Origin of the sequence: Polynucleobacter sp. es-GGE-1 (assembly GCF_018882005.1) — a bacterium.
Taxonomy (GTDB): domain Bacteria; phylum Pseudomonadota; class Gammaproteobacteria; order Burkholderiales; family Burkholderiaceae; genus Polynucleobacter.
Genome location: NZ_JACVPE010000011.1, coordinates 21,513 through 35,645, shown reverse-complemented (window position 1 = coordinate 35,645; position 14,133 = coordinate 21,513). Strand labels below are relative to the sequence as shown.

Genomic DNA, 14,133 nt, shown 5'->3' with positions numbered 1-14,133 from the left:
TTAAACAGTATTAACGCCAGCATTTACCAATCAACGACTAAATTCAAAAGATCAGGAAAAACATGCTAGCTAGCTTGATATACCGCAGCCAAATTATCGAGAATGTAGATAAAGAGATGATTTTGGAAGTGGTTAAAAATGCTAATCATCGCAATAAAAAGCGGGAGATTTCAGGTCTGCTTTTTTTTGATGCGCCTTTTTTCTTTCAGGTGCTTGAAGGCCCTCAAGAATCCATCAAAGCCTTGTACAGGAAAATCTTGCAAGACCCAAGACACAGCAATGTGGTGTTACTTGTAGATGAAACGATTAAAGCACGTCAATATCCGAACCTGGGAATGCATTTCCTGGATATTGAGAAGATAAAAAGTATCGATTTGTCGTTAGCAGAATATCGCGAGAAAAATCATTTGAATCCAGCAAATAATAATTTTGATTCTAAAATTGAGAAGTTTATTTGCCAGTTCATAGAGTACAAATACAAAAGCAATCTGCGTCATGCAATCGCTAACGGATTGAAACAATTTTCTTATCCCGTTATACAAGAACATTCAAACTCTATAGCAGAGCCTCCAAATGGCTATGCATTTGCCTTCCAGTCAGTGATCGACTGCCGTCAAAGAAAAACAGTATTCGTAGAAGCACTTGCTAGAGGGCCTGATGGTCAGGGCGCTAAAGAGTATCTTTCTAGCATGAGTCAGGCTGAATTCGCACACTATGACATGCACTCAACCGAAGATGCCATCAGTCTTGCCGCGCAACTTGGCATTGAGAAACTCTCAGTGAACTTTAGTCCAAATACCATCTTTCAATCGATTGATACCGCAGATAAGCTAGGAGCGATGCTTGAGCGGTATGGGTTTAATCCTAATCAATTGGTAGCTGAGATTACTGAGTCAGACTTCATTGGAAATCATCATCTAGCTCCAAATATCATTGCAAAATTAAGGGCCAGTGGCGTTAAATTAGCGGTCGATGATTTTGGCGCCGGTTATGCGGGTCTCTCACTTTTAGCTCAATTTCAGCCAGACATACTTAAAATCGATAGTGGCCTGATCGGATCGATCTCATCAAGCGGTCCTAAGCAGTCTATTGTCAGAGCCATACATGACTGCGCTGATAGTTTAGCGATTTCGGTAGTAGCTGAAGGCATTGAACATGAAAATGACTTTCAATATTTGACCAGCATCGGTATTTCACAGTTCCAGGGCCATTTATTTCATACCCCAAAACTGAATTCCTACACAGCACACCAGTGGTAAAAATAATTATAGATTATTTAATTTAAAAACTATAATGAACTATGAACTCTGCACTCAATGGTCTCTCTAAAGTCTCCCAACACCCGAAGGCAGTGTGCGTGAACTGCAGCACTCGAAGCCAGTGTCTGAATGGCAAATTGACTACAGAGGAAGTCAATAGTCTGCCAGCAAATTTTATTATCCGCTCAACCTTACTGGAGGGGCAATTTCTCTATCGCAAAGGAGAATCCCTCACTCATGTTTATAACTTGAGATTTGGATCGTTAAAGAGCGAAATAATTATGTCCAATGGCATGAGACAAGTCACCCATTTTTCATTACCTGGTGAGCTTCTTGGACTAGATGGGATTGCCAATGGTAAGCATCAAGTAGATACAGTGAGCATTAGTAATAGTGAAGTGTGTTCAATAACGTATACCAACTTGAAAAAATTGACTAGCGAATTTCCAGCGCTGATGAATAATCTCGAGAATTCTTTAAGCGCCCTACTCAATACCACTAATGTCCATATTTTTGATCTAGTGAATCTGAATGCCACAGAAAAGTTGGCTGATTTCTTAATTGAATATGCGAACCGAATTAGTACCGTTGGCTTTGATCGTGATAATTTCACCTTACCAATGAATCGGGTTGATTTAGCAAGTTATTTAGGCGTGAAAATTGAAACTTTAAGTCGCTCTATTACCCAATTAGAAAAAGTGGGCGCCATCAAATCCACTAATCGTCATATTGAATTCGTCTCCAGAAAGCCGATATTTGAGTTTTTAGATTCTGCCTTCCTAAGAGAAAAGCATAATTCTAAAAAAGGGGCGGCGCCTACTTATCCTGAGGACTTTGAAAAAAGAAAAGTCTAATGTCTTCTGCTTAAGGTAGGCAACTTAATCTTAAATCATTCTTAAGGGTTACTTTTTTTGATACCAATCAAAATGATTTCAGTATTTACATTCAATGAATCTCATTCTTTTTACGAAGTGATCTAAAAAGGGTTTAATTTTAAATCATCTAGTATTTGGGACTATAAGGAGGAACTCATGCAATTATTGGCATTAATATGCTATGTACTCTCCTTTCTGTTTCAAATAGTTGCGGTATATATCTGCATTACTCTCACCTTTAAGATTGCCGGAGCGTTTCGTTGGGCATGGGTCTGCCTTACGATTGGACTTACCTTGATGCTATCAAGAAGGATATTCCCGGTGATTGATATCTATACAAGCGGTAACTTCAAGCTAATAGACGCCTTTTTTGCATTAGCAATCTCAATTTGCATATCTGGTGGCATATACGGCATCACCAAACTCATTGAATCAGAAAAAACTAAAAATCAAGTCCTTTCATTGCTATCTGCTTTAGATCCTCTGACGAATTGTCTTTCTCGTACGGAAATATTTTCAAAAATTGCCAATGAGATTGAGCGCACTCTTAGAACGGGTAATACTTTTTCAATCCTGGAGATTGATATTGATTATTTTAAAAAAGTGAATGATCAGTTTGGCCATCAAGTTGGCGATGAGATACTAATTAGCCTAGTCAAGCATATTCAAGAATCATTGCGTGATCTGGATATTCTGGGCAGAATTGGGGGGGAAGAATTCTTAATCTTGCTGCCTGAAACGAAAGAAATTGAAGCTCTACAGGTAGCCGAACGCATTCGTGCCCATATAGCTAGCATCTCACATCACACCAGCTGGAGCGAGCCCATACAAATCACGGTGAGTATTGGTATTACTAGCTTTAAAATTTCTGCTTGTATTGGCAGCAATAAGCAAGAACTCTTAAAAGAATTAGTTCACAAAGCAGATCAAGCTATGTATCTGGCAAAGGACTCTGGTAGAAATTGCAGCTGTGTCCTATAACGCATCATTAATATATTTATAAGAGATGCATCAGCAAAAACAATATACACGCTCTGATTTATCCAGAATTGCTGTCATTGTGATGAAAGAGAAAGGTCTTGAGCCTGATTTTTCAAAAGAAGTACATGCTCAATTAAGTACTATCAATGCACCTGGCGTTGATGATGACCCGAAGATACAAGATCTGACTCACCTGCTATGGTGCTCCCTGGATAACGATGACTCTCGAGATCTAGACCAGCTGACCACCTGTACTGAAATCGGTAATGGCTCTTATAAAATATTCATCGCAATCGCTGATGTCGATGTGCTCATTAAGAAGAATACGCCCATCGATGAGCATGCGCAATTTAATACCGCATCAGTCTATACATCAGCACGTATTTTCCCGATGCTTCCGGAAAAGCTGTCAACCAATTTAACTTCACTGAATTTTAATGAGCCTCGCTTAGCCCTGGTTACAGAGATAGTGATTGGTAATGATGGTGATGTACAGGGTTCTACCATTTATCGCGCCAAAGTATTGAACAAAGCGAAGTTGGCCTATGATGCTGTCTCTAGTTGGATTATCGGAAGCGCACCTGCACCCCTAGGCATCACCTCTGTGCCAGGTATGGATATCCAGATCAAAAACCAAGACCAGATTGCGCAAAAACTGAGAGTCAAGCGACATCAAGCGGGATCATTGCAATTGGAAATATTTCAACCTAAAGCCATTTTTGAAGGCGAAAGAATTATTGGCATCGCAGAGCAAGAACATAACCGAGGCAGACAACTGATTGAAGAATTCATGATTGCTACGAATGAATCGACTGCTCATTTTCTGCAAAAAAAGGGGATTCCATCCCTTCGTAGAATTGTCCGTAGCCCAGATCGTTGGCTCAGAATTGTTGAGCTTGCGAAGCAATATGGAGAGGCGCTCCCAAACGATCCAGACTCTAAGGCCCTCTCTGAGTTTTTAGCGAAGCGGCATCTTGCTGACCCCCTACGCTTTCCTGATCTTTCATTAATCGTAGTCAAACTCATGGGTCCTGGTGAATATGTTCTTGAGAACCCTGGTACCGAACCGATAGGTCATTTTGGACTCGCAGTGCAAGACTACATGCACTCCACCGCTCCAAATCGCCGCTATCCTGACCTGATTACTTTGCGTATGCTCAAGCATGCTATTGCCAATCGCCCCAGCCCTTATGATCATCAGGAACTGTATTCCTTAGCACTTCACTGCACGACCCAAGAAGATGCTATCCGCAAAGTCGAGCGCAGAGTTCGAAAATCTGAGGCAGCTCTCTTTCTGGAACCCTATATTGGCAAAGATTTTGATGGCGTGATAACTGGGATTACTCCCAATTATGGCTGGGTCAGAATTTTTAATCCGCCAGCAGAAGGCATGTTATTAAAGCTTCCACGAGATGCCTCGATCGGGAACAAGTTACGCGTGAAGCTGGTATCGACCGATGTGGAATTGGGTCATATTAATTTTATGAAGACCGCTTACTAACACTGTAATGCAAGTATCGTGATTCCTAGCGGGCCTTGATGGAATCAACCAGAAATCAGAATGTCTGACTCTAATTAAAAGGTTAAGCTAAAGCAGTCGGAATTTTGTAACCCTTCTCGCGAAACAAGGTCAGGCAAGCATGGACGACCCTCTCGTCATAGATTCTGCCACTACCCCCTTCAATTTCGGCCAATGCCTCTTCAATTCCAGGCGAAGTACGGTAAGGACGGTTGCAGGACATTGCGTCCATGACATCAGATACAGCTAAGATGCGGCCTTCTATACTGATTTGATCTCCCTTCAATCCATTGGGATAACCACTACCATCAAGCCTTTCGTGATGCTCCAATACAGAGTGAGCAATAGGCCAAGGGAAAGTTACATTTTTCAGTAAGTCATAGCCCGCTTGAACATGATTTTTCACCAAATTATATTCTTCTGGCGAAATCTTGGCAGGCTTACATAGGATCTCAACAGGAACAATAATCTTGCCAAGATCATGCAAGTAACCAGCCACCATGAGACCCTCTTGATGAATGCTATCTAAACCCATCTCCTGAGCAATAGCTTTAGCCAAATCACCTACATGCTTTTCGTGTCCAGCAGTATACGGATCTCGTAATTCCACTAACTGTCTTGTGATGTCTATGGTTTCCATTAAAGACAGTTGTAGCTTTTCATTGTGGATAGCTTCAAGTTTAGAGATTACTAATTCAGCAACAATTTTGGCCTTATCATCCATAGTGACTACTAACTCAGCTGCTCTCCTGGCTTTCTCTTCGTTAGCAATGACTAACTCTGCTGCACGTTTAGCCTTCTCTTCATTGGCAATAATTAGCTCTGCTACTCGTTTAGCTTTTTCTTTATTTTGAAAGGCGAGCTCTTCGTTGGCAATGACTAATTCTGCAGCTCTTTTCGCTTTATCACTATTCGCAATCACAAGCTCCGCCACAAGCTTAGCCTTTTCGATATTGGCAAGAACCAATTCAGCTACACGTTTAGCCTTCTCTTCGTTTTGGAAAAGTAGCTCTTTATTGGCAATAACAAGATCAGCAGCCATATGTGCTATCTCATCATCAGTCGTTACTATTTTTTTCATTTGAAACTTAATCATAGGGTGGCAGTTATTATTTAAGTTTAAATCTTATTCTCATGAGAATTTTAACTTATATCAATAATTATTACTTTCTCAGATGTGATTGATACTGCTGTTACTAAAATCAAACAGCATCATGGCACGCTCTATGATACAAAGTTAGTAGTTGTCTATTTAAGCTGTTCGCAGAAAAAAGATTTGCTATTTCAGAAGTTAAATCGGCTTAGAACGGAAAAATCAACTCCTCCATGATGTAGCGATAGAAGTAATTGGGTCCTAAAAAACCTGCTGACTTGCCATATCCTGCACGCGTTTTAAAGTAATAATCATTGGAGGCTACTGGACTAGTAGCCGCAAGTTCATACAGTTGAGTCGTGGTACTGGGTCCTTGATTAATCGATTGCCTACCAACGCCTGCAGTGCCGCTAAACATCCAACCTTCGATGCGCTTGCGAGTACCGAATGCAAACATGTTTTCAATATATTGATTGGGATTAAAGTAGTTATTGACTACGCTTGTATTGGTATCCCAGTATTGTCGGTAGCGCAGTTGAGCCGTTATGCCATACTCCGGAACCAAGTCGTAAATTAATTTAGCCCGTGCTATTGGTCTAGTATTGGTATCTGAGAAGTACATATTGGCACCCATGAGCACTGCCGTAAAGCGCTCAGTGACTTGCTGCTCTATGCTGGCTCCACCTATAGTGTAGTAGATGCCATTATTGAGAGAATTTTGAGTTTCTACGCGATCACGATTTATAAATAACTCTGCCTTGGTAGAATCAGTCACCCTAAATCCGTAATTACTATCAGTGGTAATGAGTTTATGACCATTCTCTAGGTTGTAGCCAAGATTAGCGTTATAACCAAGTCCCGTTCTTGGGTTAATCGCTTTAGTGAGTATGGTGTACACCTCTGCTGAAGAATCCCAGCCACCTTGCGTAAAGTAATTATGTTGGTAGCTAATCCCAGTATATTTTTCACCATGCTCATAAAGCGGTAGTAAACCAGCATTGTATTTATAGGTAGAGAAGCCTTCACTATCTGAGGCAATATAAGTATTAGGAGCTGATATTGCCATCTTAGCTGAAGGCAACCCTTCAGCATTAGCAACAGATATGATTAATAAGATACTTAAAGATGACTGGGCAACCATTACAAAAGATTTCATTTGGTTCCCCAAGATTTACGCAGCTTAAAAATTTCAGAAAAATAGCCGTACACACATGCAGGCTGCAAAATTAAGCCGTAGGCTAATACATAGAACATAAAACCTAAAATATTAGCCCTCACTTTAAGGTTCTGTTCGTTGAACATTGTCTTTCCCTTCAAATACATTTGCCAGTTAAGAAGAAATGCCATCGGCAAGAGAGACAAAGTCATCGGGCCAACAATCCAGTAAACACCAAAACAAGCCAATATAATTCCGGGTATAAATCCAAAGGTAAAGGCAATATCCATGAATGGAAATAAGGTGTTCCACCACACGTAAAGAGTTGAATATCTTGGCTTAAATAAGATAGATGGATTTTCTTTGAAAGCTTCAATTAAGCCTCTAGACCAACGGCGCCGTTGATGAATAAATTTACTTAAGGTATCTGGGCAATCCGTAAATGCTAGGGCATTCTCGGCATGCCCTACCCTATAGCCAGCAGCAAGGATTTTCCAGGTAAGCACAATATCCTCACCAACCATTTCAGGCCACCCACCCAAGTCCATCACTGTTTCTCGGTCATACAAAGAAAATGCGCCTTGGGCCACCAAGGTCCCCTGAAATAAGGACTGAATTCGCTTGATCGTAGCAATCCCCAAAAAATAATCCCACTCCTGCGCCTTGGTAATCCAATTTTCTCGAGAGTTTCTTATTAAGATCTCGCCAGCAACTGCTTTGGTATTCACTGGATCAGAAAGATAGCGACCAACCAGATTCCTCACTCCATCTTGCAGAATATAGCTATCTGCATCAATAGAAATAATGATGTCTGTTTTGCATTCTCTTAAACCATGATTAAGTGCAGAAGCCTTACCCCCATTGTGACCTAAATCAATCAATTCTAAATTTTGGTGCGAAGCCTGAAGATTGCGAACAGAATCAACGGTTTTATCACTTGAGCCATCATTAATAACAATAATGCGAATACTCTCTGGATAATCCTGTAAAAAAATTCCTGATAAGGTTGAGGCAATTGATTTTTCTTCGTTGTAGGCAGCAATCAATATCGTTACGGGTGGATACTTTTGCTGATCCATTACCTTAGGTCTTTTATCTATGAGTAATGCCATTGCCACAAAGGCATTCATAAAACCGGGAATAATCGCTATGAAAGTAATGATGAAATAGGCTGCAAATACTCCTATTGCATTACTAAGGTCTTCATACCAGGGCTGGGAATACCAAAAGGAAAAACCCATCCAAGATAGGGCAAAAATGAGGGCTAAGAAAAACTTGCTCTTAACTGAAAAATACAAAAGAATTTATCCAAAATTTATAATCATCGAGAATACTACTTTGTGGTCTTGTTTTGTCGTTTTAAACAATAAACCTCAGCCTGATTAAGCTGCTTGGGATTTGATAGCAGACCCTCCTAAAGCCGAACAAAAATTCCCTAAAAATGATTTAAATGCCCTTTAAAGCCTAAAACAAAGGGTTATTGATTACCTACGTAAAAAAATAAGCCGGTATTACAAAAATATAAAACTATTTAATACATATATAAGTTAGTATCAATCAAGTAAGTATGTATAGTGAGAAGCGGTGTTAAATATATGCAAAACGCTTCAATTCTGATAGTCGATGATGCCCCTGCAAATCTTGAATTATTAAAAGCCTTGCTGGAAAGTCGTCACTATAAAGTCATAACAGCCTCTAGTGGTGCTCAAGCTCTTGCAGCAATTAAAGACTCGATACCAGATTTGGTAGTGCTCGATGTGATGATGCCAGAAATGTCGGGCTACGAGGTATGCCAAGCCATTCGGCAAGACCCAAAGACAATGTTATTGCCAGTGGTCATGCTATCAGCGCTTGATCCAGACCTTGAAAAGGTCAAGGGCCTAGAGGCTGGCGCAGATGACTTTTTAAGTAAACCAATTCGTCAAGCGGAATTGTTCGCCAAGATTAGTTCCTTACTCAGAATTGCCAATATCCATAAAGAATCCGAAAAAAATCTAAATCTTTTGGAAACCCTGACCAAATACGATCCATTAACAAAATCCTTCAGTCGCACCGAAATCCTTCATCAACTCTCTATTGAGATTGATCGCTCACAAAGAAATAAACACTATTTATCTTTAATGGTCATGGATATTGATTACTTCAAAAATATAAATGATCAATATGGACATCAAGTAGGAGACGAAGTTTTAGTTAGCCTCGTGAGACATATCCACACAACCCTTCGCTCTACTGATTCCATGGGCCGTATTGGTGGAGAAGAGTTTCTCATTCTTTTGCCAGAAACCAATATTGAGGGTGCAATAGAAATTGCTGAGCGCCTTAGATCTGATGTCGCTAAAGCAACATTTAAAACAAGCTTATCCATACCAATGCAAATTACGATGAGTATTGGATTAGCAATGCTCAATCCAAATCATCATCTAAATATAGCTCAAGATGTTCTACTTAGTGATCTAGTTAATCAGGCTGATATGTCCATGTATGCAGCGAAACAAAATGGTCGCAATCAAATTGCTGCCTAATTTTAATTTTTAAACAAAGAGCGGATACGGCATGAAGCTTGGCACTATTTTAATAGTCGATGACACACCTGAAAATATCGATTTACTAAAAGCGGTATTGGAAAGTCACAGCTATGAAATCAAAACAGCCTCCAGCGGCCTCCAAGCACTTGCATCCATTAAAGAATCGATTCCCGATTTGGTAGTGCTCGATGTGATGATGCCGGAGATGTCTGGCTATGAGGTATGCCAAGCCATTCGACAAGACCCAACGACGATGTTACTGCCGGTAGTCATGCTATCAGCGCTCGATCCAGCCCTTGAAAAAGTCAAAGGTTTGGAGGCTGGAGCAGATGATTTTTTAGGTAAGCCCCTGAACCAAGCTGAATTATTTGCCAGGATTGACTCCTTACTGAGAATTTCTAATATACGCAAAGAATTAGAGCAAAAAGTTGCACTACAGGGAAATGAAATTGAAAATTTGAATAACCTCAAGCTATCTTTGTCACCCGAAATCTCAGATATCATGGTTGATGAAAACCAAGTCAATACCGAGGAATCGCATCGCAGTGAGGTGACGATGGTTGTCATTGAGTTACACAACTTCGGTCAGTTTGTAACAGGTAGCCAAACCGAAGAAGTGGCAATCATTTTAAGTGAGGTGCATCAAGTTCTCGGTAAACTGATTGGTCAGTTTTTTGGTAAAGTTCAACGCTTCTCATGCGATGAATTCGTGATCCTTTTTAATGATCCTACCCCCATCGATAACCCCATGTTAAATGCAGCAAGTTTAGCCAAACGGTTTAATACAGCATTCACCAATCTCAAAATGCGCTGGGCTCAAAAGGGCTACAGTGAGCCTTTATTTTTGAGTATAGGTATAGCTACAGGTTATGCCACGCTAAAGATGACAAAAATTCAAGATAAAGAGTTTTATACCGTACTTGGAGATGTCAGAGAATTTGCTTTGAAGTTATGCCATGAGGCAGAAGCAGGAGAAGTTCTGATTGATGCCCGTACCGCGTCTAAATTAAAAACAGATTTAGCGCCTGTTCGTCAACGTTCAGTTTTTCTGGGTGGTAGCCAAAAAATCGTAGATGCATTCAAAATTTAAAAATCAAATGATCAATTGGTACCAACGACTTACACATGAGCGAATCGACTATTTGATGTCAGAAAATGAAAGGCCAGCCAATACTGATTAGGTCACCCTTTTGAATAAAACCCCTCATGGAGGCTCTCAGGGAATTTTTTGGGGCGAACGACGGGGCTCGAACCCGCGACAACCAGAATCACAATCTGGGACTCTACCAACTGAGCTACGTCCGCCGTTGTAGAAGAAGAAATTATATCCTTTTTAGGAGAAATCCCACTAAAACAGCCTTAATCTGCGGTTTCTAACTCAAAAGCAGCCCAATCGCCAAGGCATAAGCTGGCATCTAGAAAGAAATCTGCAATGGCTGCTTTGCTCTGCACTTTAGCTAAAGCATGATGATCCGAGAGGCGTTGACGCCAGTAGCGCGACCCTGCTCTGCCGTGAGCTAAACCCAAAATATGTCTTGTGAATGCGCCTATATAAAACGGTTTTTGTTTTGCTTGGCATTCCTCAAACCATGACTGTACTTGCCTTACCAGTGCAATCTGAATTCTATGCCATTCAGTTTCACTAAAGAGATAACCAGCGGCATCTCCATTCGTATTTATCAGGTCATCCCAACCCAACAACATTGCCGGGAAGTGATACGCCGCCCTACCCACCATGAAGCCATCAAAGTCATCCCAATGTCCAGCAACCTGTTCATTGGTTTCTAGGCCGCCATTCAGCAAGACTTTAAGATCAGGAAATTGTTTTTGAGCATCCAATCTGAGTTTGGCAGCCACTTCATAATGTAGCGGTGGTTTGCTGCGATTCTCTTTCGGCGAAAGTCCCTTGAGCACCGCATTACGTGCATGAATGGTGACTTGACTCGCACCTGCGTCAGCAACCGCCAATATGAAATCTAAGGCAAATTGGTAATCCTTTTGTGAACTCGCTGCATCCATCGAATCCAAACCCAAGCGATGCTTCACTGAGATCGGAATATCCACCGCGTTCTTCATTGCTTTAACGCACTCAGCCACTAAATTAGGCTCAGCCATCAAGCAAGCACCAAAGGCTCCGCGTTGCACTCGCTCTGAGGGGCAACCGCAATTGAGATCAATCTCATCATAGCCCCACTGCTGTGCCAACTCAGCTGACCTTGCTAAATCATTAGGCTCTGAGCCACCTAACTGAAGTACCACTGGATGTTGATCCTGTGAATAATCCAAGTGACGTGGCACATCGCCATGCATCAGCGCTCCTGTTGTGACCATTTCGGTATATAAAACAGCCTCTTGAGTGAGCGTCCGATGAAAAGATCGGCAGTGACGATCAGTCCACTCCATCATCGGTGCAACGGCTAGGCGCTTCATACTGGATATAGGTTTGCTGTCTGTCATTTAGTTAATTTGGATGTAAATTGCATACATATTGCATATGATCTGCATAAAATGTGTATGATTTATGCATAGGATTTAGTAGTTATTTGCATACGACCCCCATTTTAAAGGCGATTGATGAGCACAATCAGCAAACTACCCTCTGGCAATTATCAAGCACAGATCCGCAAAAAGGGAATCTATCGAGCAGCTACATTTGCCAGCAAAACTCAAGCAGCTAAATGGGCAGCTGAAATCGAATCGCAAATTGAAGGCACTGGCAGCGCAGGATTGATTGCACCACCCAGAGGCTTGATGATCTCCCAGGTTATTGATGCTTATGCCCTACTAGAGCCAAAAATCAAATGGGGCCGCACAAAGACAGCCAATCTCAAACGATTATCAAAAGAGTTTGCAGCTGTGCCAGTGCGATCATTTAACCAGGTGCACATCAGAGAATTCTTAGACAAACTCACCAAGTCTGGCGCTGCCGGTGTGACACTGGCCGGCTATCTCTCAACCCTGGGATCTGTCCTGGGCTGGGCCCATCACTCCAGGAGGATCAATATAGATCCAAACCTGGCAAAGAGTGCCAAAGCAGCGCTCTCACACACTGGTGTCAAAACTAGAGGCAAGCAGCGCTCCAGGACTCCAACAAAAGCAGAGCTGGCTGCCCTATTCAAACACTGGAAAGATAAATCTGAGCAGCTGCAAATCCCAATGGCCGACATCACCACCCTGGCGATTGAAACTGGAATGCGCCTGGCTGAGATTTGCCATCTTCTCATTGAGGATTGCAATTGGAAAGCTCGCACTGTAATGATCAGAGATCGCAAATCACCAACGGATAAGCATGGCAATGATCAAACCATTCCAGTGACACAGGCGGCCATAGATCTGCTCAAGAGCCACGCAGGCAAGCGCAGTGATGGCAGAGTATTCCCAGGGCTCAATCATCGCTCTGTGAGCGCTAGATTCACACGCAGCTGCCAGCAAGTAGATCCTCAGATTATTGATTTGCACTTTCACGATTTGCGCCATCATGCGCTCACCAACTTTGCAAATAAGGGGCTCTCACTGCCAGAGCTCTCACTCATATCCGGCCATAAGTCTTATGACATGCTCAAGCGATATGTGAATCTCAAAGCTGCTGATCTCGCTAAAAAAATATAGATTCAATCAGTTTCGTTGCGGATCCGCCACATGTTGGCGGATTTTTTTTAATTAAAAATATTCTAAAAAGTTACGAATATCACAACACATGAATTCACAGAATCACACAAATGCAAACAAATGCAATCAGATGAATGTAATGAAAAAAATAATGTTGTGATATTCACAACTAATCTCATCACATTTTAGAAATAAAAAAAATCCTCCAGTATGAATTTGCTTACCAAAAATATAAGAATTCATTACATTTCACCCAGTAGCACGAAATTATTTTTTTAAAAAGGAGCGACAAATATGGAAGTATTCAATTCGATAGGATTGATCACTGAGGCGCAACTTGCCCAGATGATGAAAGTAGAAGAAAGCACATGCAGAGCATGGCGCTATCGAGGCATGGCGCCAGCGTGGTCAAAGGTTGGCAATCAGATTCTGTATCGAGTCAAAGATGTTGAGGTGTTTATTGCTGAGCGCACTCGCCCAGGAGGCACTGCACAGCTCAAAGGAATTTTATGAGATCTCAAATCAAAACGAGCCGACAAGGGTTGCACCCCAAGTCAGCTCTAAACCCCTGCCAGAAATCACTCAAAACAAGGATCTACCTCAATGCTACCAAATCCGGATGTCATAGACATCAAGCAGCTAAGGCGTAGAGATTTATTTTGGCGAGAAAACGAGGCCATTTATGGCGGCTTCTTCCCCAAGGGCGCTAAAAGCTTTCATAACTTCTGCACTGTTTATCGGAAGGAATTGGAGAGCAACGGCGCATTAGTCAAAACAGGATTCGGCTCACTTGTGCATTCAGATCTGATGCATGTAGCCATCAAACAAAAGATTTGCGGCCTGGCATATGTCGGCCATTACACGAATAAGGAATAAAGATGCAACGAAATAATCCTCCAAAACCAAAAGCGCAGCATCCTCTCTTAAATTACCGCAATCGCCACACGATGATCCAACTGCGATCACCAGTGAGGATCGATGGCGTAGTCAAAGAAACATCTGGCAACTTTGTGCGCCTGGAAGATTGCACGATCACTGGCACAGCCAATGATCACTCTGCTTCTGAGGTGTGGATCGACTTAGGAACAATCCAGCACTGGCATTTAGTCTGAG

14 protein-coding genes and 1 tRNA gene are annotated in these 14,133 nt (G+C 41.7%); 10 read left to right on the top strand and 5 right to left on the bottom strand.

The genetic code is table 11. The features are described 5' to 3' along the window. Positions 1–62: 62 nt before the first annotated feature. From ICN35_RS10170 to ICN35_RS10155, 4 genes are all read left to right on the top strand, one after another. Complete coding sequence (locus ICN35_RS10170; protein WP_216127347.1) at positions 63–1,259, top strand: diguanylate phosphodiesterase; 1,197 nt, start codon at positions 63–65, stop codon at positions 1,257–1,259. A gap of 41 nt (positions 1,260–1,300) precedes the next feature. Beyond that, a complete protein-coding gene (locus ICN35_RS10165; protein ID WP_216127344.1) occupies positions 1,301–2,113 on the top strand; it encodes a Crp/Fnr family transcriptional regulator in 813 nt (270 codons plus the stop codon). A 177-nt stretch (positions 2,114–2,290) separates the two neighbouring features. Beyond that, positions 2,291–3,115, top strand: a complete 825-nt coding sequence (locus ICN35_RS10160) for a GGDEF domain-containing protein (RefSeq protein WP_216127341.1) — start codon at positions 2,291–2,293, stop codon at positions 3,113–3,115. A gap of 25 nt (positions 3,116–3,140) precedes the next feature. Continuing rightward, positions 3,141–4,616, top strand: coding sequence for an RNB domain-containing ribonuclease (locus tag ICN35_RS10155; protein WP_216127338.1), 1,476 nt, complete (start codon positions 3,141–3,143; stop codon positions 4,614–4,616). An 82-nt stretch (positions 4,617–4,698) separates the two neighbouring features. On the opposite strand, the gene ICN35_RS10150 is transcribed toward ICN35_RS10155, so the two are convergent. The 3 genes from ICN35_RS10150 to ICN35_RS10140 form a co-directional block, all read right to left on the bottom strand. Next, a complete protein-coding gene (locus ICN35_RS10150; RefSeq protein ID WP_216127335.1) occupies positions 4,699–5,715 on the bottom strand; it encodes an HD-GYP domain-containing protein in 1,017 nt (338 codons plus the stop codon). Positions 5,716–5,935: 220 nt separating this feature from the next. Continuing rightward, positions 5,936–6,883 (bottom strand): hypothetical protein, encoded by a 948-nt coding sequence (locus ICN35_RS10145; protein ID WP_216127332.1) that lies wholly within the window; start codon positions 6,881–6,883, stop codon positions 5,936–5,938. Further along, on the bottom strand, positions 6,880–8,181 hold the full coding sequence (locus ICN35_RS10140; RefSeq protein WP_255535804.1) for a glycosyltransferase family 2 protein: 1,302 nt from the start codon (positions 8,179–8,181) through the stop codon (positions 6,880–6,882). The genes ICN35_RS10145 and ICN35_RS10140 overlap by 4 nt, the downstream gene beginning before the upstream one ends. 297 nt (positions 8,182–8,478) lie before the next feature. On the opposite strand from ICN35_RS10140, the gene ICN35_RS10135 reads away from it, so the two are divergent. Both ICN35_RS10135 and ICN35_RS10130 read left to right on the top strand, forming a co-directional pair. After that, a complete protein-coding gene (locus tag ICN35_RS10135; protein WP_216127328.1) occupies positions 8,479–9,408 on the top strand; it encodes a diguanylate cyclase in 930 nt (309 codons plus the stop codon). Positions 9,409–9,439: 31 nt separating this feature from the next. Next, entirely contained in the window at positions 9,440–10,501 is a 1,062-nt protein-coding gene (locus tag ICN35_RS10130) for a response regulator (protein ID WP_216127324.1), read from the top strand. A gap of 139 nt (positions 10,502–10,640) precedes the next feature. Here ICN35_RS10130 and ICN35_RS10125 read toward each other — a convergent pair. Together ICN35_RS10125 and dusA are read right to left on the bottom strand one after the other, a co-directional pair. Continuing rightward, positions 10,641–10,716: transfer RNA gene (locus tag ICN35_RS10125), tRNA-His, on the bottom strand. 54 nt (positions 10,717–10,770) lie between these two features. Further along, positions 10,771–11,868 carry a tRNA dihydrouridine(20/20a) synthase DusA gene (dusA, locus tag ICN35_RS10120; RefSeq protein ID WP_255535803.1) on the bottom strand — a complete coding sequence of 366 codons (1,098 nt, stop codon included), beginning with the start codon at positions 11,866–11,868 and terminating at the stop codon, positions 10,771–10,773. Positions 11,869–11,985: 117 nt separating this feature from the next. On the opposite strand from dusA, the gene xerC reads away from it, so the two are divergent. The 4 genes from xerC to ICN35_RS10100 all read left to right on the top strand — a co-directional run bounded on the left by xerC (position 11,986) and on the right by ICN35_RS10100 (position 14,132). After that, the gene (xerC, locus tag ICN35_RS10115) at positions 11,986–13,020 is read left to right on the top strand and encodes a tyrosine recombinase XerC (protein WP_216127321.1); all 1,035 of its coding nucleotides are present in this window, start codon (positions 11,986–11,988) and stop codon (positions 13,018–13,020) included. A 294-nt stretch (positions 13,021–13,314) separates the two neighbouring features. Continuing rightward, positions 13,315–13,533: a helix-turn-helix domain-containing protein gene (locus tag ICN35_RS10110; RefSeq protein ID WP_216127318.1), complete on the top strand. Its 219-nt coding sequence runs from the start codon at positions 13,315–13,317 to the stop codon at positions 13,531–13,533. 90 nt (positions 13,534–13,623) lie between these two features. Beyond that, positions 13,624–13,896, top strand: a complete 273-nt coding sequence (locus ICN35_RS10105; protein WP_216127317.1) for a hypothetical protein — start codon at positions 13,624–13,626, stop codon at positions 13,894–13,896. A gap of 2 nt (positions 13,897–13,898) precedes the next feature. Further along, on the top strand, positions 13,899–14,132 hold the full coding sequence (locus ICN35_RS10100; RefSeq protein WP_216127314.1) for a hypothetical protein: 234 nt from the start codon (positions 13,899–13,901) through the stop codon (positions 14,130–14,132). Position 14,133 lies beyond the last annotated feature (1 nt).